Genomic DNA, 25,075 nt, shown 5'->3' with positions numbered 1-25,075 from the left:
AGAGTATATTTTACTATGACAAATAAAATCTTTCAAGGAATAACAATATGAATTTTGAATATATAAATCGAAACTTAATTCAGATGGAGTTTTAGAATTTTTAGCTTTCGGATAAATATAGTTTAAAGGGAGTTATTAATAGAAGTTTAATTATATAAATGAAAAGAAAGTAATAAGGGGGAGTTTATGATGCGTAGACAATTAAAAGCTGACCTAGCATTACTATTTGTAACTATAGGATGGGGAACTTCTTTCATACTGACAAAAAATTCATTATCTGAATTGCAAACATACAATTTTTTAGCTATAAGATTTTTGATAGCATTTATAATATTTAGCTGCATATTTTTTAAAAACATAATTAAAACAGATAAGAAAACTATAAAATAATGAATAATGAATAAAAGGTATTTATTAAAAAAATTCATCTATATTCAATATAGATGAATTTTTTTCGTATATTCAGGAAAAACTTGTATTGTAAGAAAAAAGGTAGGTGAATATAGTTGAATGAGATAAATATAAAAGATAATAATGCTTACATACATTTTCCTAATATACTCAAAACTTATATTAAAGGAAATTATAAAAAAGAACATAAAGAAATAGTTATATTATGCATAGGCACAGATAGATGTACAGGGGATTCATTGGGACCGTTAATTGGGTACAAGCTTCAAAATAAAATAAATAAATACAAAGAAATATATATACATGGAACATTAGAAGAACCTGTTCATGCAAAAAATCTAAATGATACAATTGAATATATAAATAACCATTATGAAAGCCCGTTTATAATAGCCATAGATGCATGTTTAGGAGCATCTGACAGGGTAGGATGTATTAAAGTATCAAATGGGGCATTAAAACCTGGAGCGGGAGTAAATAAAAAATTACCTTCTGTAGGAGATATAAATATATTGGGAATAGTGAATGTATCTGGTTTCATGGAATTTATGGTTTTACAAAATACAAGATTACAATTAATTATGAAGATGTCTGAATTTATATCAAGGGGAATAGATCATGCATTATGGACATGTACTCAGAAAAACCAAATACAGAATAATATATTTTGAAAGATGCCATTTGCATTAATGCAAATGGCATCTTTTAAAATATATTATTCCTAGTAGAAATAAAAAGAAAAATTATTGAAATATAAATGTAACAACATAAAACCATAAAACATAAAATAATATGTACTTAATAATAAGGAGGTAAATTATGAGTTTATTTAAAGCTTTCAAAAAAAATAAGAAAAATCATAAAACTGACGAGCACAATAAAAAAGAAATAAAAGTAAGTAAAAAAGTAAAAAAATCAAAATGTAAAAACTGCGATGAAAAAAAACATAATGAAGTAAGAGAAGAAAATATAGAATGCCTTAATGAAGAAATTGAAAGTGAACCAAAACTAAATAAAAAGAAAAAAAATAGAAATAATAGAAATAGTAAAAACAATGATCCTGAAATTATAGAATTAATAGACAATAGTGAAATTGAAAAATAGTAAAACAACACATTATGTGTTGTTTTACTATTTTTTTTGTAAATAATACAAAATTTAAGAAAAATTTAAGAAAATTTTAAGCAAAACAAAATACTAAAATGTTATAATCATACTATAAAACAAAAAAATTACAATTTATTCCATGTAATTAATCTAATGTGGGAGGTAAACCAAATGACAAGAAAAAAGAAAATAATAGGTATATCAATAAGTTTAGTTATTTTATTATTTGCAGTACTAAATTTTAAAACATCAAGATCAAGTGATGATATGTCAGTAACAACAACTGATATAAAAAAAAGTAATATAAGTTCTAATATATATGTGAAAGGAGAATTAAAAAGTAAAGTAAATTCAGAAATATCTTCAGATCTTACATATATAGTAGATAATATATTTGTGAAAGAAGGAGACAAAGTAAAAAGAGGAGATAAATTAGCAACCTTTGATATGAAACAATTAAATCAAGATATTGAATCTGCAAAACTTGAATTTGAAATTCAAGAAGCTCAATATAAAGAAAAAAATAGTGAAGAACAAATTTTATCCTTGCAAAAAGATATAGAAAATCAAACTATGGATTTTGAAATTGCTCAAAACAAATATGAAAGTTCTAAATCATTATATGAATTAGGAAGCATCAGTAAGGATGAACTTGATTCTGATTATAATACATATAAAAAATCTCAAAACAATTTAGATAAAATAAAAGCAGATTTAAATAAAGCTATAAGAGAAAAAAATAATGATTCTGATGCAAAATCATTGGAACTTAAAAAGTTGAATTTAGAACAAAAAATAGATGATTTAAGTAAATCAACACTAAAAAGTCCAATTGATGGAACCGTTACAGCCGTTAATGCAAAAATTGGATCAATTCCTAAAGGCGCTGGAGGAATATTCGTTATAGAGGATCTAAATAATTTAAAAGCAACATTTGACATAAATGAATTTGATATCAGTAAATTATATAAAGGACAAGAAATAAACTTAACTACGGAATCTCTTTCTGATGCTACTTTCAAAGGAAAGATAACTAATATCTATCCAACTGCAAAAATAAAAGAGGGTTCTGCTTCAGGTAAACAAATAATAATTCCTGTTGAAATAGATTTAACTGGGAATATACAAGGGCTAAGACCAGGACTTGTAATTGAATCTAAAATAGAAACGGAGAAACAAAAAGATGCATTAGTTCTTCCTTACGAAGCAATCTATGAAAAACCAGATAAAACTAATTGTATATTTGTGGTAAAAGATGAAATGTTAAAGGAAATCCCTGTTAAATTGGGAATTCAAAGTGATTTAGTTGTACAGGTTATATCAAAAGATATAAAGCCTGGTGATAAAGTAGCTCTTAATCCTAATGAAACTTTCATAGATGGAATGAAAGTCTCTACTATGAAGTAGTTAGAAAGAAGGTATAAAAATGATAGAAGTTAAAAATCTAGAAAAAGTATATCAAAATGGAGATATAAAAGTTCCTGCGCTAAAAAATGTTTCTCTTACTATAAAAGAAGGAGAATTTGTAGCAATAATGGGTTCTTCTGGATCAGGTAAATCTACTTTTATGAATATTTTAGGATGTCTTGATAAACCAACTTCTGGAGAATATTTGCTTGATGGAATACCTATACAAGATAGAAATGAAGAAGAGTTATCAAATATAAGAAATTTGAAAATAGGATTTGTATTTCAGTCATTTAACCTTATTCCAAGAACATCTTCGCTAAAAAATGTAGAATTACCGCTTTTATATGCTAGAAAAAGTCAAAATGCGAGAAGAGAGAAAGCAGTTGCGATTTTAGAAAAAGTTGGATTAAAGGACAGAATACATCATATGCCTAATGAATTGTCTGGAGGTCAAAGACAAAGAGTTGCAATTGCTAGAGCATTAGCCAATGAACCTCCTTTAATTTTAGCTGATGAGCCAACAGGAAATCTTGATTCAAAATCAGGAGATGAGGTAATGGAAATTTTTAAGAAGTTGAACGATGAGGGTGTAACAATAATACTTGTGACACATGAACCTGAAATTGCACAACACTGTAAAAGAATAGTCGCTTTTAAAGATGGTGTTTTAATAAAAGATGAACTTGTTAAAAATAGATTATAAATTTTTAGATTGGAGGTTATTATCTTGTTTTTTTTAGAAAATTTTAAGCTAGCGATATCCAGTCTAAGAGCAAATAAGATGAGATCTTTTTTGACAATGCTTGGTATAATAATAGGTATTAGCTCTGTTATTACAATAATGACTCTAGGAGAGATTGGTAAAGCAAGTATAGGTAAAGAATTTGAAGGTTTTGGTACACATAGAGTAACTATTCGTTTAAATTGGAGTGATGAAATAAGATCTACTGATTTTTTAAACGATAGTGAACTTGAAAAAATAAAGAATGCATTTTCAAAAGAAATTGAATATATATCCCCTGTTACTTGGGGATCTGGGAAAGCTAAGAAAAACAAATCAGTTGCAGGTGTAGATATACAAGGAACAAATGAAGATTATAAATATGTAGGAAAAGTAAATATTATAAATGGAAGATTTTTGAATAAAGTCGATATTAAAGGAAGAAGATCTGTAGCTGTTATAAATAAAAAACTAGCTCTTAAATTATTTAAAAGAGCAAATGTAGTTGGAGAAACTGTAAAGATAGAAAGTGGAGATTCTGGACAACTTTTTGTTATAGTAGGTGTATATCAAGATCCACCTTCAATATTTGATAAATTCAACAAAGAAGATACAACTTTACTTTATGCTCCTGTAAGCATTGTACAGTATGATGGTTTATATAGTTATGTTCAGGCTCAATTATCTGAAAAAATTGATATTGATTCAACATGTGATAAAATTTCAAAATATGTATCTAGAATCAAAAATAAGGAAAATCTATATGAGGCGAAATCTTCAAAAAGTGAAATGAATATAGTTGATAATGTATTAAGTAAAATATCTTTAGGAATAGGAGCAGTAGCTGCTATATCTTTATTAGTTGGAGGAATAGGTGTTATGAATATAATGTTGGTTTCTGTAACTGAAAGAACTAGAGAAATCGGAATAAGAAAGGCTCTAGGAGCTAAAAGAAAAGATATACTGCTTCAGTTTTTAGTCGAATCTATGATAATATCAGGATTAGGTGGATTAATAGGAGTTACATTGGGTCTTGGAGTGTCTAATATAGCAGCATTAATTTTGAAAGTGAATCCTAGTGTTCCTATTAAATATATACTAATAAGTGTTTCGTTTTCCGCTATTGTTGGAATTTTCTTCGGATTATATCCTGCAAATAAAGCGGCTAAGCTTGATCCTATAGAAGCGCTTAGATACGAGTAGATTATAGATTGATTGGAGGTTAATATGAAAAAGAATAGACGTATAGTGTTATTTATTATGATTGTAGTATTTACACTTTTTAATTCAATTATAAAATTTAAAGCATTTGCAAATGATATGCAGAATAATATATTAACTTTGGAAAAAGCTCAGAGTGAAGCTATATTAAATTCAAATATATTAAAAGAAGATAATAGAAGCTTGGAGACATTGCACGATGAACGTTGGAAAACAAAAAGGCAAGAAAAGCAAGTGAAAAATAGAAAATCAAGCTCAGAATGGGATGCTACACTGGAAGATTATAAATATGAATCAGGGGATAAAAGTAAAGAAGTTGATATGAAAATAGAAAGTAATGAAATAAAATTAAAAGAAGATGAAAAAGAAATAAAAAGAAAAGTATTAACTTCATTTCAAGATATTTTAATTAAGCAAAAAGAGTTAGACATAGCAAAAAAGAATATGGAGCATGAATCTAAAAAACTAGAAATATTAAAGTTGAAAAATAAACTTGGTAAAATTTCAGATATTGATTTAGAAAGTAGTCAAAATAAATATGATGAATTTGTTACATCATTAAGCACTAAAAAAATTGAATTAGAAAACTTATATAATAGCTTAAATCAATTAATGGCGCATGAAATGAATGAAAGATATGTTGTTGTATTAGATGATATAGATAAAGATTTTGATATTGAAAATATACAAAGACCTGAAAATATTATGGATATGGTTTTGAAAAATAGATATGATTACATAAATCTAAAAAATAGTTATGAAATCCAAAATTTAAATTTAAATAATATTAAAATTAAATATACTCCAAATACATACATATATCAAGAGGAAGAGAGAACTTTAAACAATTATAAAGAATCATATAAAGAAAAAGAAATTTCAATAAAAAATGAATTGGAAAATGAATATTCTCAACTCATCTTATCAAAAGAAAAATTAAATGATAACGAACAAATTTTAAAGAATTCTAAAACTATTCTTGAAAATAAATACAATCTTTTTGAATATGGTAGATTGAGTAAAATGGATATTGAAAATGCTAAAATAGATATGATGAATAAAGAACTTGATTACATGAATAATAAATTTGAATTTCAAAGAAATTTAGATAAATATATATCGAATTATGATTATGTCAAATAAATATAATAAGAAAGCTTAGAATTCATTCTAAGCTTTCTTTTATATTAAACAAGAATTTAATAATTAAACTACAATGCATGAGTGCTTAAAATCATATAGATTTATACATCTCTGCAATTTATGTAGTTGCTTATTAATTTCTCGTTGTACTATTATAATAACCGATTCTAATGAATATATTCTGGAATATTAAGCTAAAAAGTTCATATAAACCAATTTTGTAAATCCTAGATTTATATGAAACTAATATAGTTATTTATAATTTGAAATTTTTATATTTTAAATTAGTTATTGAATTTACAGTATAGTTTTTGGAATTTACTATGCAAATAAATATTATTATATTTGTATGGGATAATATTAATATTAAATGGTTTAATAAAAATAGATTGTATTATAAATAGCAATTGGCTTTAAAAATGAAATGAAATTTTCATAGATATAAACTAGATTTTTTAGGAGGTTTTTTATGAGTTCTAAGACAGAAATATTCAAAGAATGGGATCATCATTTATTAAATGATAGTAAGCCTTCAGTATATTTTAATAAAATTAAAAATGATAATATGTTAGATGAATATCCATTTTCGATGTTAAAAAAATTAGAAGATACTCCTCAATCTGAGAAATATCATCCTGAAGGAAGTGTATGGAATCATACTATGATGGTACTTGATGTTGCTGCTGATAAAAAGATATTGAGTAAGAATCCTAGAGGATTTATGTGGGCAGCTTTGCTTCATGATATAGGAAAGCCATCTACAACTAAAGTAAGTAAAAAGAAGATAACATCATATAACCATGATTGTATAGGTGCAAAATTGGCAAGAGAGTTCTTAATTGAATTTACAGATGATGATAAATTTATCAATGAAGTATGTATTCTTGTAAGATGGCATATGCACTTATTATTTGTAGTAAAAGATTTACCTTTTGCCCAAATAGATGAAATGTTATCTGAAACAACTTTTGAGGAATTAGCTTTATTTGGAACTTGTGATAGATTGGGCAGAGGAAATATGTGTGAAGAAAAAATAGAAGAGGAAGATAAAAATATAGAGATGTTTATAAAAAAATGCAAGCAGCATTTGCAGAATAAAAAATAGAATTAAAAGTACATATATTGTTTACTTGACAATATATGTACTTTTAATATACAGTTTTATAGTATGCTTTTAAGCTATAGCATCAATATAGGAGGTGAAAAATGACTAATAATTCAACTAATATACATTACAATAATTTTGATAATAGTTTATATACTACTAAAGAAGCATCGGAAATAATAAATATTTCTCAGTCTACACTTAGGAAATACGAAGAAAAATATAATATACCTGTTCAAAGAAATGAAAAAGGACATAGAAGATACTCTGTTGAAGATATTAACAAGTTTAAAGAAATATTAAAATTAAAAAATGGAAAAAAGAATAAAAAACAAATTTTATTAGATCGAACTAATAAATATAACGAGGATTTGGAAAATACAATAAAAAATTCTATAACAAACAATAGCTATATTTCTTTAGAAGCTCAAAATGATATAAGGCGAAATTTTGAAAAATATATAACAAATTTTACAAATGAATTATTCAAAAACAATAATGATATATTATTAGATAATTTTAATAACTGTTTAAATGATAAAATTGATGGACAAATAGAAAAATTAATAAATTTAATAAAAGTTGAGAATAATCAATTAAGATCAGAAAATAAAAGGTTAATGAATATGATATATGAACTTAATTCTAAAGTTGAAATTTTAATTCAAAAAGAAGAATGTAAAAATAAACCAACAAGTTTTAATAAACTATTCAGCAAAAATAAATAGTTTACATAACGTTTTTAATGTTAATTAATTATTTTTAAAATCTATACATATTAGGATAAATTGATTGTATTCATTTTTATAGTATTTAAATTCTACATATTTATTTTCATTTAATATATTTTTAATAAAGTAGGGTTTCAATTTAGATGTTAGCCTCAATACTAGTGTTTCATTATTTGATGAGACTTCTATAGAGTTATCATCGATCATTCCATTGTAGTAACCTGTAGATATATATTCTTGTTTATCTTTGAATGTGAATCCTGTTAAGTTAAATATTAAAATTGAAGCAAATAAAAAAACAAATATTTTCCTCATATGTTTGTCCCCCTTTTTAATAAAAAATTTGCTTTATGCCATGGCATAACTCATGTAGCCAACGAGTCCTACGGGCTCTGTTGCTTAAAAATATTTGATACTGTGGTCCTTTTATCAATGTTATCTACTGGATTTGTTTTAATATATGCAAACAATTATATATATATTCCTAAATATTATAAACTTTATATATAAAAAAATATTATTATATTGACAATTGGAAATAATAAATATATAATACATTTTAAAGATAAACAATTTATTTAAAGACTATGAAGAGAAGAGTAACTATATTGATTTTATTTCAGCGAATCGATGGTGGTGAGAGATCGATATAAAAGATATAGCGAAGAACGTCTCTGAGTTTCTAACTGAAATCGTATGAGAGTAGGCTTAGACGGATCTAAACCGTTATAGTTAGACAGTATCGAGTTTTATATAAACTTCGTACTTGTTAAGGAGAGCTTAGAGCTAATTAGAGTGGTACCGCGGAAGTCAAACCTTTCGTCTCTATATTTATATAGAGATGAAAGGTTTTTTTGTTACAAAAAAACATGGCCATGTTTAAACAAAGTGATGAATAATAGTCTTATAAATACTAAAATTTAAATTAAACAATAACTAGGAGGAATAGACATTATGTTAGAAAGATTAATAATACCTACAGGATATGAGCCTAAATTAGGACTTAAAGAAACTGAAATTGCTATAAAACAAATAAAAGATTTTTTCCAAATAAACTTATCAGATAGATTGAAGTTAACTAGAGTATCAGCACCTTTATTTGTAAAGCCTGAATCGGGTCTTAATGACAACTTGAATGGTGTAGAAAGACCTGTATCATTTGATGTTAGAGGAGACAATCATTCAGAAGCAGAAATAGTACATTCTTTAGCTAAGTGGAAGAGAATGGCTTTAGCTAGATATAAATTTGATGTACATGAAGGTTTATATACAGATATGAATGCTATAAGAAGAGATGAAGATTTAGATAACCTACACTCAATTTATGTGGATCAATGGGATTGGGAAAAAATTATAACAAAAGAAGATAGAAGTGAAATGTATCTAAAAGATATAGTTAATACTATATACAGTGTTTTTAAAGAAACAGAAGAACATATGTATGAATTATATGATATAGAAAAAATTCTTCCTAAAGAAATTTTCTTTATAACATCACAAGAATTAGAAGATAAGTATCCAGGATTTACTTCTAAAGAAAGAGAAAGTGCAATTGCAAAAGAAAAAGGCGCTGTATTTATAATGAAAATAGGAGATTTATTAGAATCAGGAGAAAAACATGATGGAAGAGCACCTGATTATGATGATTGGGATTTAAATGGAGATATAATATTTTGGAACCCTGTATTAGAAAGTGCATTTGAACTTTCTTCAATGGGAATAAGAGTAGATAAAAAAGCTTTAGAAAAACAACTTTCTTTAGCAGGATGCGAATCAAGAAAAGAATTTGAGTTTCATAAAATGTTATTAGAAGACAAATTACCATTAACAATCGGTGGTGGAATAGGACAGTCTAGAATCTGTATGTTCTTCTTAAGAAAAGCTCATATAGGAGAAGTACAAGCTTCTATTTGGCCAAAAGAAATGATAGAGAAGTGTGAAGAACAAAATATATTCTTATTATAAAAATTCCATTCATGAATAGTTTGATTATATGAAAATAAAAAGGATATAAAAAAGATAATACATTATCTTTTTTATATCCTTTTATTTTTAATAAGTCTAAATATTATAATATATTTGTAAGTGTTAATTTTTCATTTTCAGATACTATTTTGAAAAATTCTTTAAGAGATTGTAATTGTTCGTAAGAAAGATTTAAATTTTTAAGTTCGATATTTTTTAAAAGTTTTGCCATGGCTATATCAATATTATCAATTTCGTGATGATCTAGAAATATACTCCAAGTCTTTCTCATACGATTCCAACTCTTCTCCAATTTTAAAATTTCATTATTAGCATTTTTCCAATGACTTTTATCTATATAATTAGATATAGATTCTAAAGATTTTATAGAGTCTATACAATAATTATCTACATAATGGTTGTATATATAATTCCAAGAGAATATTATTATAATAGTAGCTATGATAGATGCAATAAAAGACTTCATTTAAATATCTCCTTTACTCAACTTTTTCTGTACAAAAACATCATTGTTTTCATCTATACTGCAAAAAAATACCTCTTCTATAGTAGATATATTGTTTTGTTTTAATATGTTTTTCAACCAAGATTCATCAAGATTAAGATATGTCAAATTTCCGAAATTTATCTTCCCGTCTATTATTAAAGATGTAGGTAGACCTTCATATACTGGTGAGGCGTTAATATCTTCGACTGTAGGAGGTCTTTTATTTGGTTTTGGAATTATGCTTAAATCTCCGCTTGTTTCTAATATAGCGTATTCAACGTCCTTTATTACAGGGTAGTCTTTTGTTCTCAATTGCTCTATTAAGTCATTCATATTAATTCTAAGTCGCATAAGTTCTTTTTCATTTATAACACCTTTGTTTATTAGTATGCTAGGCTTTCCACATATAAATCCTCTAGCTTTTTCGCTTTTTAAATTTATAAAAGATATAGTGATTTGAACAAATAATATAGTAAAAATAGCTATAACTCCATTAATTAGAGGAAGTTTAGTATCTTCCATAGGAAGTGATGCAAGTTCAGCTATCATCAATGTAACCACTAATTCGAAAGGTTGCATTTCTGACAACTCACCTTTACCCATAATACGTACACTTATAAGTACAAATATATATAATATTAAAGTTCTAACTAGTATTATGATCATTTAAACCTATCTCCTTATTGATATGTTATATTAGATATAATTTCCAATATACAAATATTTATACTTGATTTTAAATAAATACTTGTATGATAAAATTAAACCCCTATGTGTTTATAGAGAATACAGATGGAACGGTGAATAAATTAAAAAAGAGAATGCAACTTATTCTCTTCTTTTTTTTATCTAATTTTGATATAATAAAATTTGAATCAAAAAAGACAAATATAAGAAGCTTTGAAGTGGTTAAGGAGGAATTATTTTGGGTAAAAGAAAACAAGTACATGTTCCGATAGAAAAAATAAGAGAACAAGATAAATATATAGAGGTTATAAAATCTCAAAATGATAGATATTTTGAAATGACTGGAAAGAGGAAAAAACATCTTACAGTAACATATGGTTGTCAAATGAATGAGCACGATTCTGAAAAGCTAGATGCTATGTTAAATGAAATGGGATACGATAAGACGGATAAAACTGAAGAGGCAGACCTTATAATATATAATACTTGTGCGGTTAGAGAAAATGCTGAACTTAAAGTATACGGAAATTTAGGACATTTAAAAGTTCTAAAAGAAAAAAATCCAAACCTTGTTATTGCTGTTTGTGGATGCATGATGCAACAACCCCATGTTGTTGAAGAAATAAAGAAAAAGTTTAAACATGTAAACTTAGTTTTTGGAACACATAATTTATATAAATTCGCACAACTTTTTTCTGAATCATTAGAAAGTGATCAAATACTTGTAGATGTTTGGGATGTAGATGGAGAGGTTGTTGAAGGATTAAAAAGTAATAGAAAATATGAATTGAAAGCATTTGTAAATATAGCATATGGGTGCAATAATTTCTGTACTTACTGTATAGTACCATACACTAGAGGTAGAGAAAGAAGTAGAAATCCAGAAGATATAATAGAAGAGGTTAAGGATCTTGCACAAAATGGAACTAAAGAAATAACATTATTAGGTCAAAATGTAAATTCATATGGTAATACATTTGAAACACCATTTTCTTTTGCAAATCTTTTAAGAGAACTTAATAAGGTAGATGGTATAGAGAGGATAAGATTTATGACATCTCACCCTAAAGACTTATCTGATGATTTAATATGTGCTATGAAAGAGTGTGATAAAGTATGCGAATACTTACATTTGCCGATACAATCTGGAAGCACTAAAGTTTTAAAAGAAATGAATAGAAAATATACTAAGGAAGATTACCTAGCTTTGGTAAAGAAGATAAAAGAAGAAATACCGGGTGTGACTTTATCTACGGATATAATGATAGGTTTTCCGGGAGAGACAGAGGAAGATTTTCTAGATACATTGGATATAGTTAAAAAAGTAGAGTACGATTCTGCGTTTACATTTATATATTCAATTAGAAAAGGAACTCCAGCAGCTGATATGGAAAATCAAATTCCTGATGATGTAAAGCATGATCGCTTTGATAGATTGCTAGCAGAGGTTAATAAGATAGCTAAAGAAAAAAATATGAAGTATAAGGATGAGATTGTAGAAGTTTTAGTTGAGGGAGAAAGTAAAAATGATAGTTCAAAACTTTCTGGTAGAACTCGACATAATAAGCTTGTCAACTTTGAAGGTCCAAGTGAGCTTATAGGACAATTAGTTAATGTGAAAATAGCAGAAGTTAGAAGATTTTCTTTAAATGGAATAATTATCAAAGAATAGCACTCAAATTATGAGTGCTTTTCTTCTAATGATTGGAGGGAGAATATTTGGATAAATTAACACCTATGATGAAACAATATTTTCAAATAAAGGAAAATTATAAAGATAGCATACTTTTCTTTAGACTTGGAGATTTTTATGAAATGTTTTTTGAGGATGCAATAGTTGCATCTAGAGTATTAGAAATAGCTTTGACTGGTAAAAACTGTGGTCTTGAAGAAAGAGCTCCTATGTGTGGGGTTCCTTTTCATTCATCTAGTTCATATATATCAAAATTAATTGAAAATGGATATAAGGTAGCTATATGCGAGCAAGTAGAAGATCCTTCCGCTTCTAAAGGGTTAGTAAAAAGAGATGTGGTAAGGGTTGTAAGTCCAGGAACTGTAATGGAAGAAAATTTACTAGATAATAAAAAGAATAACTATTTACTGTCTATATATAAGGAAGATAAGAAAATAGGTATATCTTACGTAGATATAACCACTGGTGATTTTTATGCAACTAGTATAGATGAATCAAATTTGATTGAAGAAATTGCTAAAATTCAACCTAAAGAGGTTATATATTTCAATATTGAGACTGATCAGTTGAAAACAATATGTACCCTTAATAATTCTTATTTAAATGATGATTCATTTATATACTACAATGATGATGATAATATTTTAGAAAAATATTTTTCTAAAGACTATATAAATGAACTTAACTTAAATGAAAATATTCATATAAAATTTAGTTTAATTGGTCTTTTGAATTACATTTTTTCAACACAAAAACAAATAGCTTCTAATATAAGTACTATTTCTATTTATAATTCTAATGATTTTATGTCTATTGATATGTTTACACGACTTAATTTAGAACTTACACGAACACTAAGAAGCAAACAAAAAAAAGGGTCTTTACTTCATGTATTAGATAAAACTAATACTGCCATGGGAGGAAGACTTTTAAGAAAATGGATTGAACAACCTCTTATCAATAAGGAAAGAATACAAAAAAGACTTGATTTAATAGAAGAGATAAAAGATGATTTTTCTTTGAGAGAGGACCTTAATGAAGAATTAAAAAACATATACGATATAGAAAGATTGTGTGGAAAACTCGCTTTTGAAAAAATAAACCCTAAAGAACTTATAAACCTGAAAGAATCAATAAAAAAAATACCAGGTATAAAAGAATTATTACGAAAATCTGACACTAAGCATATGAAAAAGCTAGTAAATGATATGGATGATTTAGTGGATATCTATAAGTTAATAGAGGAATCTATAATAGAGGAACCATCGTTAACTTTAAAAGATGGTAATATAATAAAATCTAGTTATGATGAAGATATAAACAAGTTAAGAGATTTAACTAAAAATGGTGCTGCTGTTATAAGTGAAATAGAAGATAAAGAAAGAAGTAAAACGGGTATAAAATCTTTGAAAATAGGTTTTAACAAAGTATTTGGATATTATATAGAAATAACTAAATCCAATTTAAAGCAATTTGAAACACCAAATTACTATATAAGAAAGCAGACACTTAGTAATGCAGAAAGATTTATAACTGAGGAATTAAAAACAATTGAAGAACAAATTTTAAATGCAAAAGAAAAGATAAAAGATCTTGAATATAGTATATTTGTACAAGTTAGAAATAGATTATATGAAAATATAAATAGAATTCAACAAGTTGCTAAAACAATAGCTTTTATAGATGTTATAAATTCATTAGGTAAGGTTGCTTATCAAAATAATTACTGTAAGCCTAATATGACTGGTGAGGATACGCTTTGTATAATAAATGGAAGACATCCTGTTGTTGAAAGCATAATAGGAGAAGAAAATTTTGTTCCAAATGATACTGAACTGAATACTTCAGATAGTAAAATTGGGATAATTACAGGACCTAATATGGCTGGAAAATCCACATATATGAGACAAGTATCTTTAATAACATTGCTAGCACATATAGGATCTTTTGTGCCTGCACAAAAAGCTGATGTACCTATTGTAGATAGAATATTCACAAGAGTTGGAGCGAGTGATGATTTGTCGCAAGGACAAAGTACTTTTATGGTAGAGATGACTGAGGTTTCTCATATTTTAAAGAATGCCACGAAAAATAGCTTGGTAATACTTGATGAAATAGGTAGGGGAACTAGTACATTTGATGGACTTAGTTTAGCTTGGTCCATAGTAGAGTATATTAACGAAAAAATAGGATGTAAAACATTATTTGCTACTCACTACCATGAATTAACAGAACTTGAAGAAAAGTTATTTGGTATTAAAAATTACTGTGTAGCTGTAAAAGAACAAGGCGAGGACATAATTTTTTTAAGAAAAATAATAAAGGGTGGAGCAGATCAAAGTTACGGAATACATGTTGCGAAGCTTGCGGAATTACCAGATGCTGTTATAAGTAGAGCTAATGAAATACTGTTACAACTAGAAGGTAATGGAGAAAATGCAAAAGATTCTTCGCTTCAAGTTAAAGAAAATGCTGTAACTGATGAAGAATATAGTATTGATAATAAAAAAGACGATTTAAATGAACAAATTAGTTTTGGAATTTTAGAAAAAGAATCTATATTAAAAGAGATATTATCTTTAAATATAGTCGGTATGACACCTATTGATGCTATGAATGCTTTATATAATCTTCAAAATAAGGCTAAATTAATTGGAGATGATGCTAATTGATTAAAGAAATAAATCTTCTAGATGAATATACCATAAATAAGATAGCAGCGGGAGAAGTTGTTGAAAGACCTTCTTCTGTAGTTAAGGAATTAGTTGAAAATTCTATAGATGCAAAATCATCTAAGATAACAATAGAAATATTAAATGGTGGTAAGGAATTAATAAGAATTACGGACAATGGCCATGGCGTATCTAAGAGCCAGGTTGAAAAATCATTTTTAAGACATGCTACAAGTAAAATATCTAAGATAGATGATCTTTACTCTCTTGATTCGTTGGGGTTTAGAGGAGAAGCTTTGGCTAGTATTGCGTCAATTGCCAGGGTTGAACTTATAACTAGAACTTCAGAAGATACAATAGGGGTTAAAGTATGCATAGAAGGTGGAGTTATAAAAAGTAAAGAACCTATAGGAACTTCTATAGGAACTACTATTATAGTTAAAGAGTTATTCTTTAATACTCCAGCTAGAAAAAAATTCTTAAAGTCATCTACAAGCGAAAATATAAATATAACTGATATGATAAATAAGCTTTGTATAGGGAATCCTGATATTCAATTTAAATATATCAACAATAATAGAATTATGTTAACTAGTCCTGGTGATAGAAATCTTAAGAACACTATAAGATCTATATATGGCAAAAAAATTTCTGATAATTTAAAAAGTATAGAAATTGAGACTGATTTTTTGAAATTGGAAGGATATATAGGGAATAACAGTATATATAGAAACAATAAAACTCTACAACATATATATATAAATGGTCGTTATGTAAAAAGTAAATTGATATTAGCTGCTATCTATGAAGCTTATAAGGGAATACTTCCTATAAATAAGCATTCTATATGCTTTTTGAATCTATCCATAGATTCGCAAAAGATAGATGTAAATGTTCACCCTAATAAACTAGAAATTAAATTTGAAGATGATAAAAGAATATTTAACTTGATAAAAATTAAGATTAATGAACTTTTGCTCGGTACAAACTTGATACCTAAGTATGTTGCAAACAATCAAAAAGTTGAAAATCAAAATAATAAAGAAAATATTATAGCTATAGATGATTTGATAATAGATATTAATAAAGAAAAAATAGATTCGAAGAAAATTAAACAAAATGAAACTCAAATTAAAATAGATAGTGTTGAACAGAAAAACGTTGTTTATAGCATGAAAAATGAAAATAATAAAAACATAGATAGTGTATTAGATAAGTCATATATAAATAATATAGATAATAGTTTAGGTAAGGTAGATATAGATAATGATAGTATACTTACAGAGGATAAAATAGATTCGAAAACCAATTTAAACGAGGTTGATTATAGTAAATTATTAATTGAAAAAGAAAATGATGATTTTATAAAACATAATACAAAAGAAATTATAAACTTTGATGTAGAAGAAGTTAAAGAATCTAATGAAGGAATATCATATGAATATAAAGATGAAAAACTGAAGGATTTAAATATAGTAGGAACAATCTTTAATACTTATATTATATGCCAAGCTAAAGAATCTATATTTTTAATTGACCAGCATGCTGCTCATGAAAGAGTTGTATATGAGGAATATATAATGAAATTTAATACTGAAAATATATCTAGTCAAATGTTATTAAAACCAATGATTATGGAATTGTCTAATAAAGATATGTTTATTATAGAGGATAAATTAGATATATTTATGAAATTTGGTTTTGAAGTTGAATTATTTGGAGATAATTCTATTATAGTTAGATCTGTACCTAATGTATTTGGAGTTCCTGAATCTGAAAATTTTATAATGGATATAATAGATAATATAGATAAATTGTCTAATAATTATGATTTCAAAAAAGAACAAATAGCATCTATGGCTTGTAAAAGTGCTATTAAAGCGAATGATAGAATTGAAAATATAGAAATAAATAATCTTATAGAAAAATTAAAGAGGTGCAATAATTCATATACTTGCCCTCATGGAAGACCTGTTATAGTAGAGATGACAAAAAAAGAAATCGAGAAAATGTTTAAAAGAATTATTTAATATTAGAAAGGTGATTGAGATATGGGGAAAATACCGGTAGTATTTATAGCAGGACCTACTGCTGTTGGAAAAACGGATTTATCCATAAATTTAGCAAAAGAACTTAATGGAGAAATAATTTCTGCTGATTCTATGCAAATATATAAATATATGGATATAGGTACTGCTAAAATAACAGAAGACGAGATGTGTGGTGTAAAACATTATTTAATAGATGAAGTTGAACCTGACGTTGAATTTTCTGTAGTTGATTTTCAAAAAAGAGCTAAAACATATATTAATGAGATATATGAAAATGGAAAAATTCCTATAATAGCAGGGGGAACGGGTCTTTATATAAATTCTTTAATATATGATATGGATTTTACTAAATCTAAAGGAAATACAAAGCTTAGGGATGAACTCCAAAAAGAAGCAGATGAATATGGAGTTGAATACCTTCATAATAAATTAAAGGAACTTGATGAAAAAAGTGCAAAAAGAATACATCCTAATAATGTGAAAAGAGTTATTAGAGCTATTGAAGTTTGTTTAGACGGTAATGAAAAAATAGGTGACTTTAAAAATGATGTAAAGTTTAATGAAGATTATTATCCGATTCTTATAATATTAAATAGAGATAGGGAATATCTTTATGAAAGAATAAATAAAAGAGTCGATATTATGATAAATCAAGGTCTTTTAAAGGAAGTAAACAAGCTTCTAGAAATGGGATATGATGCAAAAATGACTTCTATGCAAGCTATAGGTTATAAAGAAATAATTAAAGCTATAAAAGAAGATTATTCTATAGAAGATGCTATTGAGTTGATAAAAAGGGATAGTAGAAGATATGCAAAAAGGCAAATAACATGGTTTAAAAGGTATGATTTTGCAAAATGGATAGATTTAGATGGTTTTTCGAGTCAAGATGAGGTAAAATCATTAATTTTATCTTATATAGAAGGGAATTTAAAAAATTTATAGAATATTAATAAAATATACATAATTAGGAGGGGTAGCTTTGAAAAACAACACATTGAATCTACAGGATTTATTTTTAAATCAAGCTAGAAAAGAAAAAGTAGCTATAACAATATTTTTAGTGAATGGAGTTCAGTTAAAGGGTAGAGTAAAGGGATTTGATAGTTATATAATAATTTTAGAAAATGAAGGTAAGCAGCAAATGATTTATAAACATGCTGTATCTACAATAATACCTAATACGAATATAAATTTAATTAATTCTAATAATAATATTAAGAAGTAATATAACAAAAAACACATCTAAGTTTAGATGTGTTTTTTTGTTATATTAAAGAATTTAAATCAAGTTTATATTCTTTTAAAGTATCTTTCAAGTCGTCTATTTGTATATGTGTATAAATTTGAGTAGTGGATATGGATGAATGCCCAAGTAGTTCTTGGACCTTCCTTATATCCGCTCCATTTTTTATCAAGTGAGTAGCGAATGTATGTCTTAGTTTATGAGGGGTTATTGTTTTGTTCAAATCAGTATTAGTTGAATATTTTTTCATGAGCATTTGAATGGCTCTTGCTGTAAGTCTAGTTTTTTTTGTTGATATAAAAAGTGCATCGGTATCAATGTCTAACTTTAATCTTTCTATGTAGTATTGATACAACGGATTTAAACTTCCGTTTAAAATCTCATCTTTTAAGATTGGGATTTTTCTTTCTTTACTTCCTTTCCCTACAATTGATAGAATTTCGTGATTAAGTGCATATTCTATGTCCTTTAAGTTTATACTTATAATTTCAGATACTCTAAGCCCGCTATAAAGCATTAGTGATATTATACTAAGGTTTCTTAGTTTATAAAATCTATTAGAGCGTGAGTTTTTTATAAAATCGAATATTTTTTTTATCTCATATGTTTCGAGAAAAACAGGCGGTGATTTTTTATTTGAAACCTTGCTTTTTATTACTTCTTCTTTCTTAATTGGATTTTGGCGCTCGAGTATTACTCCTTGTTCTATTAAATATTTAAAGAACACATTCAGTACCATTTTTTTTCTGACTATGGATTTATATGAATTTTTTCTTTCAGTTTGCAAATATGTATAAAAACGTGTGAGTGCTAGAGGGCGTATATCGGCAAGATATTCTATGTCCTCATAGTTTATCATTAAAAATTCGAAAAACGTCTTTAAATCGAAATAGTAGGCTTGTATGGTGTTTATAGATTTTTGGGCTGAAATTAGAGCATCTACAAACACTTCAAAAGCTTCTTTAAACTCTATTGGATAATTACCTATAGGAAATAGTTGTCTTCTGAGTTTTAAACTTCTAATCAAATCATCTGTCGTGTATTTCATCATAACCCCCCTTAATAGTACATATAACTTCGCATAAGATATGTTATGCGAAGTTATATGTACTATTATATATTATTTTGCGAAAAAATTGAATATGTTATTTCTTTGTGATAAAATTCTAATGTTAAAAATAACTTAAGAAACGGGTGGTATATAGTGCTTGAACAAACTAAAGATATGCTGTTTGATTTTTATGATATAGATAAATCCGTCGTAAAATTAAGCGAAAACATAGAACGTAAAATACAAGATAGATTTAAAGAGATAAATCAGATAAGTGAATACAATCAATATAAAGTATTAAAGGCTATGCAAAAATCTAAGCTTGGAGATAATCATTTTAATTGGACTACGGGATATGGATATAATGATATAGGAAGAGAAAAAGTAGAAGAAATTTACTCTTATGTATTTAATACAGAAGATGCTATAGTTAGACCTATAATAGTTAATGGAACTCACGCTTTATCACTTTGCATAAGTGGGATAGTAAGACCGGGTGATGAAATATTATCAGCAACAGGAAAACCGTATGATACATTAGAAGAAGTTATAGGAATTAGAGATTCAAGAGGATCTTTGAAAGAATTCGGTGTAACTTATAATCAAGTAGATTTTTTAGATAATGGAGAGCCTGACTATATTAATATAAAAGAAAAAATAAACGATAAAACAAAACTTGTTTTAATACAAAGATCAAAGGGCTATAGCTGGAGAAAGTCTCTTACTATAGATGATATAGAGAGAATAATAAAAACTGTTAAATCTGTAAGAGAAGATATAATTGTAATGGTGGACAATTGCTATGGTGAATTTTTAGAAATGAGAGAGCCTACTGATGTTGGTGCTGATATAATGGCTGGGTCTTTAATAAAAAATCCAGGTGGAGGATTAGCTTTAACAGGAGGATACATAGTTGGTAGAAAAGAAATAGTTGAGTTAATATCATATAGACTTACATCACCAGGGATAGGAAAGGAATGTGGATTAACTTTCGGAACTACTAGAAGTGTGTTACAAGGTTTATTTTTAGCTCCTCATACCGTAGGACAAGCTTTAATGGGGGCTATATTTTGCTCTAAATTATTTGAAGAATTAGGATTTAAAGTTTTGCCTAAATCTGATGATGTTAGAAGTGACATAATACAAATAATTAAATTTGATAATGCTGATCAGATAATATCTTTTTGTAAAGGGATCCAATATGCAGCTCCTGTTGATTCTTTTGCAAGTCCTGAGCCGTGGCCTATGCCTGGTTATGATAGTGATGTAATAATGGCAGCTGGAGCTTTTGTTCAAGGATCATCTATAGAACTTAGTGCGGACGCTCCTGTAAAGCCACCTTATAATGTGTATTTTCAAGGAGGACTGACTTACACTCATTCTAAATTTGGTTCTTTAAAAGCTTTAACTGAAATGATAAAAAATAAAGTAATAAAAATGCCAACTTCTATATAGAAGTTGGCATTTTTATTACTTTATTTTGAATTTATTCATAATATTTCTAATTTTCTCAATTGTGCAACTTTGCAAAATATAGAAAAAAATAGAAAAAAATAAGAGGAGAAAGTTATTTTATGTCAAATGATTATATAAATAATTATTTTCACATAAAGATTATTTATCAAAATTTTAAGGAGGAGTCAAGATGGATTTATTAGCATTAGTAAAAGGTATTAATGATATTTTATGGGGGAAATTACTAGTATTCGTATTATGCGGAGCTAGTATATTATTTACATTTTCATTTAGGTTTGTTCAAATAAGAATGTTTAAAAAAGCATTTAAGCATACCTTTGGAGGAATATCATTTAAAGGAAATAAGGCAGATGAAGATGGAATGTCATCTTTTCAAGCTTTAGCAACAGCAATAGCAGGACAAGTTGGAACTGGTAATTTAGCAGGAGCAGCAACTGCTATTGCATCAGGAGGTCCGGGAGCTATATTCTGGATGTGGCTAAGTGCATTCTTTGGATTTGGAACTAGCTTTAGTGAGGCAGTTATTTCTCAAAAATATAGAACTAAAGTAGATGGACAGATTTGCGGAGGCCCAGCATACTACATAGATAAAGGTCTTAATAGTAAGTTTTTAGCATCTTTTTTTGCAATAGCAATGATATTATCTGCTGGTTTAACTGGGGGTATGATTCAATCGAATTCAATAGCAGGAGCTTTTAAAATGGCATTCAATGTACCTGGTATAGTTGTTGGTATTGTAATTGCTTCAGTAACTTTTTTGGTTGTTTCTGGAGGAATAAGTCGTATAGCATCTGTTACAGAAAAACTAGTTCCTATAATGGCTTTATTATTTATAATAGGTAGTTTAATAATAATAGGAATTAATGCATCTAATATAATACCTGCATTTAAAATGATTTTTTTAGGAGCATTTAATCCAAAGGCAGCTACCGGAGGATTGATAGGTGTTGGTATGAAAGAAGCTATGAGGTACGGGGTTGCCAGAGGATTATTTTCAAATGAAGCTGGTATGGGATCATCTCCGCATGCACATGCTGTTGCAAAAGTTAATCATCCTGTAGAACAAGGCTTAGTATCTATAGTAGGCGTTTTTATAGATACATTTGTAATATTAACTTTAACAGCTTTAGTTATACTTACAACTGGAGCTTTGGATGGAACTACAACTGGAATTGAATTAACTCAACAGGCTTTTGTAAATGGCTTTGGAAGTTTTGGTGGTGTATTTATAGCAGTTTCTTTATTTTTCTTTGCATTTTCAACTATAATAGGATGGTATTTTTACGGAGAATTAAACGTTAAATATTTAGTTGGGATAAAAGGAGTTAAGTTTTATAAATTATTTATAGTTATAGTATTAGTGCTTGGAACTTTACTAGAGGTACCTATTGTTTGGCAATTAGCAGACACTGTTAATGGACTTATGGTTATTCCGAATATAATTGCTCTTGTTTATTTATTAAAAGTTACAAAAGCAAGCTTAATAGACTTTGAAAATAAGGAAAAAGAAAAAATGAAAACTAGTGCTTAACATAGTCTAGTATTAAATAGACATTATCAATTTTTAATTGATAATGTCTATTTTTTAGTTACTTATTTAAATATATAATCTTTGTTGTATTTGGTTAAATTATAAAATAGAAAAGAAAAAGTAAAAATATTTACAACATTAATACATTTTAAAAATTTATTAAATTATTTACTTTACAAAGAATGAGATGTGTAATATAATTTCAATATTAATGAAAATGGTTTGTTAACAATATATATACAAATATAATTTTAATACGTGAGAACACGTACTTTATTGCTAAATTATATTTTTATGTAGGTTAATCGAGTTTGTTTTGCTATTAATTGTAAGAAGATATTTATAAGGGAGGGTATTATTAATGTTGAAGGAATTAAAAAAGGATACTTTAAGCAAGCTTATATATTTTATACCGAAAGATAAGCACTCGGCAGAAGATGTCAATGAGATTTTACACAATCATCCAGAAATAGAATTTGTATCATTAGTCGGTATAGATTTAAGAGGTAATGATACTGACGAAAAAATACCGAGTAGTGTTTTTTTAGAAGATATAGATACGTTTATTCAAACTGGAATTCAAACAGATGGTTCAAGTGTTGTTCTTGATAATATAGCAACTTTAAATGATGCCAAAGTAGAAATAATTCCAGATAAGGATGTAGATTGGTTTGTTGATTATAACTTTCAAAACTTAAATGATAAAACACTTCTTCCGGTTGGGACTTTGAGAATACCTTCGTTTTTAGTACATAATGGAAACAAAGTATGCTCAAGATCTATACTAAAAAAATCTATAGATAATTTTAAAAAAGAGATTCTTGAATTAGTTTGCAAAAATAGTGCTGTGTTGAATTCTGTTGGAATTGAAAACTGTGAGGATATAAAGGAAATCGTACTAACATCAGCTACAGAACTTGAATTTTGGGTTAACACACCTGAGGATAAAGCTGACGAGGAAAAACTTTCTACATCTCAAAACTTAAAAGAGCAATATTGGAAGAGAACCCAAGGTACAGTTAGAACAGCATTAGAAAAAAGTATATATTTAATGGAAAAATACGGAGTAAACCCTGAAATGGGGCATAAAGAAGTAGGAGGAATAACTTCAGCTATCAACTCAAGAGGAAAATCTAATCATGTTATGGAACAACTTGAAATAGATTGGAAATATAGTGATGCTATTCAAGCAGCTGATAATGAACTTATAATTAGAAATTTAGTAAATGATGTATTTAAGAATTATGGATTAGAAGTTACTTTTGCTGCAAAACCAATAGAAGGTGTAGCGGGAAGTGGAGAACATACGCATTTAGGTGTAGCTGCAAAACTAAATAATGGAAAGCTGATAAATCTATTTTCGCCATCTAACATGAATGATGAATATGCAAGTCCTATTGGATTTGGTGCGTTAATGGGAATTTTAAAGAACTACGAACTACTTAATCCTTTTGTAACTTCTTCAAATGATGCTTTAAATAGATTAAAACCTGGATTTGAAGCTCCTATTTGTATCGTTTCATCACTTGGAAAAAGTGTAGATAATCCATCAAGAAATAGATCTATATTGGTAGGTTTGATAAGAGATTTAGAAAATCCATTAGCTACAAGATTTGAATTAAGAGCTCCGAACCCTATGTCAAATACGTATATAATAATAGCAGCATCTTATCAAGTTATGCTTGATGGAATAAAATACGCAATAGAAAATAAAAAGACATCTAAAGAACTTGAAAATGAATTTTCTAAAAAATCAGGTGAAATAACTGGATATTTAGAACAATATAGAGAATATAGAAGTGAAGAAGATGTTTTTGAATTTTATACAGAAGAAGAGAGAAATGATTTATTCGGAAGACCTCCTAAAACGGTTTGGGAAAATGCTAAGAATTTTAATCTACATGAAGATAAGAAAAAAGCATTAACATATAACGGTGTTTTTACAGAAAAAACAATAGACTCATTTAAAGAATCTATTATAAATCAATGGTTACGAGAATTACAAGACAGAATAATAGGTGAAAATATGGAGATAGTAAGATCTTGTAAAAAAGCACATTTTGAAGATGTTACAGATTTAGATATAGTTAATTGGCAAAAAATACACACATTAAGATGTTATTTAATGAAAGATAAGACTGATGAAAAATCTTTATTTACAAGAATAAGAGATGCAATAGATGAACAAAATTATGATTTAGTATCTAATCTTCAAGTAGAAATGAATGAAAAAATAAAATTACTTAAGGATTTATATATAACATATAAGAAAAATTTATTTTAGTTAAGAACTAAATTTAATAATAAGAATGTTTATTTAAGGCTAGATTTCATTGACGAATCTAG

22 protein-coding genes and 1 other annotated feature are annotated in these 25,075 nt (G+C 27.1%); of the genes, 18 read left to right on the top strand and 4 right to left on the bottom strand.

Annotated features, from left to right (window positions below; translation table 11 throughout):
• Positions 1-186: 186 nt before the first annotated feature.
• The 9 genes from WJW32_RS03670 to WJW32_RS03630 all read left to right on the top strand — a co-directional run bounded on the left by WJW32_RS03670 (position 187) and on the right by WJW32_RS03630 (position 7,846).
• The gene (locus tag WJW32_RS03670) at positions 187-390 is read left to right on the top strand and encodes an EamA family transporter (RefSeq protein ID WP_340255154.1); all 204 of its coding nucleotides are present in this window, start codon (positions 187-189) and stop codon (positions 388-390) included.
• Positions 391-506: 116 nt separating this feature from the next.
• A complete protein-coding gene (gene yyaC, locus WJW32_RS03665) occupies positions 507-1,082 on the top strand; it encodes a spore protease YyaC (protein ID WP_340255151.1) in 576 nt (191 codons plus the stop codon).
• A gap of 148 nt (positions 1,083-1,230) precedes the next feature.
• Positions 1,231-1,515, top strand: a complete 285-nt coding sequence (locus tag WJW32_RS03660) for a hypothetical protein (protein ID WP_340255148.1) — start codon at positions 1,231-1,233, stop codon at positions 1,513-1,515.
• 174 nt (positions 1,516-1,689) lie between these two features.
• A complete protein-coding gene (locus WJW32_RS03655; RefSeq protein WP_340255145.1) occupies positions 1,690-2,925 on the top strand; it encodes an efflux RND transporter periplasmic adaptor subunit in 1,236 nt (411 codons plus the stop codon).
• A gap of 19 nt (positions 2,926-2,944) precedes the next feature.
• A complete protein-coding gene (locus tag WJW32_RS03650) occupies positions 2,945-3,631 on the top strand; it encodes an ABC transporter ATP-binding protein (protein ID WP_340255142.1) in 687 nt (228 codons plus the stop codon).
• A 24-nt stretch (positions 3,632-3,655) separates the two neighbouring features.
• Positions 3,656-4,852, top strand: a complete 1,197-nt coding sequence (locus WJW32_RS03645; protein WP_340255139.1) for an ABC transporter permease — start codon at positions 3,656-3,658, stop codon at positions 4,850-4,852.
• Between the two features lie 24 nt (positions 4,853-4,876).
• Complete coding sequence (locus WJW32_RS03640; RefSeq protein WP_340255136.1) at positions 4,877-6,013, top strand: TolC family protein; 1,137 nt, start codon at positions 4,877-4,879, stop codon at positions 6,011-6,013.
• A 469-nt stretch (positions 6,014-6,482) separates the two neighbouring features.
• Positions 6,483-7,118, top strand: a complete 636-nt coding sequence (locus WJW32_RS03635; RefSeq protein ID WP_340255133.1) for an HDIG domain-containing metalloprotein — start codon at positions 6,483-6,485, stop codon at positions 7,116-7,118.
• Positions 7,119-7,219: 101 nt separating this feature from the next.
• Positions 7,220-7,846 (top strand): MerR family transcriptional regulator, encoded by a 627-nt coding sequence (locus WJW32_RS03630; protein ID WP_340255130.1) that lies wholly within the window; start codon positions 7,220-7,222, stop codon positions 7,844-7,846.
• Between the two features lie 24 nt (positions 7,847-7,870).
• Here WJW32_RS03630 and WJW32_RS03625 read toward each other — a convergent pair whose 3' ends face one another.
• Positions 7,871-8,164 (bottom strand): hypothetical protein, encoded by a 294-nt coding sequence (locus WJW32_RS03625; protein ID WP_340255128.1) that lies wholly within the window; start codon positions 8,162-8,164, stop codon positions 7,871-7,873.
• A gap of 263 nt (positions 8,165-8,427) precedes the next feature.
• Positions 8,428-8,679, top strand: a binding site (T-box leader).
• Positions 8,680-8,803: 124 nt separating this feature from the next.
• Between WJW32_RS03625 and asnA the strand changes: the two genes are divergently transcribed.
• Positions 8,804-9,814 carry an aspartate--ammonia ligase gene (asnA, locus tag WJW32_RS03620; RefSeq protein ID WP_340255125.1) on the top strand — a complete coding sequence of 337 codons (1,011 nt, stop codon included), beginning with the start codon at positions 8,804-8,806 and terminating at the stop codon, positions 9,812-9,814.
• A gap of 103 nt (positions 9,815-9,917) precedes the next feature.
• Here asnA and WJW32_RS03615 read toward each other — a convergent pair whose 3' ends face one another.
• Both WJW32_RS03615 and WJW32_RS03610 read right to left on the bottom strand, forming a co-directional pair.
• Entirely contained in the window at positions 9,918-10,301 is a 384-nt protein-coding gene (locus tag WJW32_RS03615; protein WP_340255122.1) for a DUF4363 family protein, read from the bottom strand.
• On the bottom strand, positions 10,302-10,988 hold the full coding sequence (locus WJW32_RS03610) for a DUF421 domain-containing protein (protein WP_340255119.1): 687 nt from the start codon (positions 10,986-10,988) through the stop codon (positions 10,302-10,304).
• Between the two features lie 259 nt (positions 10,989-11,247).
• Between WJW32_RS03610 and miaB the strand changes: the two genes are divergently transcribed.
• The 5 genes from miaB (at position 11,248) to hfq (ending at position 18,653) form a co-directional block, all read left to right on the top strand.
• Positions 11,248-12,681: a tRNA (N6-isopentenyl adenosine(37)-C2)-methylthiotransferase MiaB gene (gene miaB / locus WJW32_RS03605; protein WP_340255116.1), complete on the top strand. Its 1,434-nt coding sequence runs from the start codon at positions 11,248-11,250 to the stop codon at positions 12,679-12,681.
• A gap of 65 nt (positions 12,682-12,746) precedes the next feature.
• A complete protein-coding gene (mutS, locus tag WJW32_RS03600) occupies positions 12,747-15,374 on the top strand; it encodes a DNA mismatch repair protein MutS (protein WP_340255226.1) in 2,628 nt (875 codons plus the stop codon).
• Positions 15,371-17,404 carry a DNA mismatch repair endonuclease MutL gene (mutL, locus tag WJW32_RS03595; RefSeq protein WP_340255113.1) on the top strand — a complete coding sequence of 678 codons (2,034 nt, stop codon included), beginning with the start codon at positions 15,371-15,373 and terminating at the stop codon, positions 17,402-17,404. The genes mutS and mutL overlap by 4 nt, the downstream gene beginning before the upstream one ends.
• Before the next feature lie 21 nt (positions 17,405-17,425).
• On the top strand, positions 17,426-18,370 hold the full coding sequence (miaA, locus tag WJW32_RS03590) for a tRNA (adenosine(37)-N6)-dimethylallyltransferase MiaA (protein WP_340255110.1): 945 nt from the start codon (positions 17,426-17,428) through the stop codon (positions 18,368-18,370).
• Between the two features lie 37 nt (positions 18,371-18,407).
• Complete coding sequence (gene hfq / locus WJW32_RS03585) at positions 18,408-18,653, top strand: RNA chaperone Hfq (protein ID WP_340255107.1); 246 nt, start codon at positions 18,408-18,410, stop codon at positions 18,651-18,653.
• 40 nt (positions 18,654-18,693) lie between these two features.
• Here the strand turns inward: hfq and WJW32_RS03580 are convergent, their stop codons facing one another.
• Positions 18,694-19,722, bottom strand: coding sequence for a tyrosine-type recombinase/integrase (locus tag WJW32_RS03580; RefSeq protein WP_340255104.1), 1,029 nt, complete (start codon positions 19,720-19,722; stop codon positions 18,694-18,696).
• Positions 19,723-19,875: 153 nt separating this feature from the next.
• Between WJW32_RS03580 and WJW32_RS03575 the strand changes: the two genes are divergently transcribed.
• The 3 genes from WJW32_RS03575 (at position 19,876) to WJW32_RS03565 (ending at position 25,013) form a co-directional block, all read left to right on the top strand.
• A complete protein-coding gene (locus WJW32_RS03575) occupies positions 19,876-21,177 on the top strand; it encodes a methionine gamma-lyase family protein (protein WP_340255101.1) in 1,302 nt (433 codons plus the stop codon).
• Positions 21,178-21,367: 190 nt separating this feature from the next.
• Positions 21,368-22,729 carry an alanine/glycine:cation symporter family protein gene (locus WJW32_RS03570; RefSeq protein ID WP_340255098.1) on the top strand — a complete coding sequence of 454 codons (1,362 nt, stop codon included), beginning with the start codon at positions 21,368-21,370 and terminating at the stop codon, positions 22,727-22,729.
• A gap of 361 nt (positions 22,730-23,090) precedes the next feature.
• Complete coding sequence (locus WJW32_RS03565; protein ID WP_340255095.1) at positions 23,091-25,013, top strand: glutamine synthetase; 1,923 nt, start codon at positions 23,091-23,093, stop codon at positions 25,011-25,013.
• Positions 25,014-25,075 lie beyond the last annotated feature (62 nt).

The organism is Tepidibacter sp. Z1-5 (genome assembly GCF_037844525.1).
Taxonomy (GTDB): Bacteria; Bacillota; Clostridia; order Peptostreptococcales; family Peptostreptococcaceae; genus Tepidibacter_A.
This window is presented reverse-complemented; position numbering and strand designations above follow the sequence as displayed.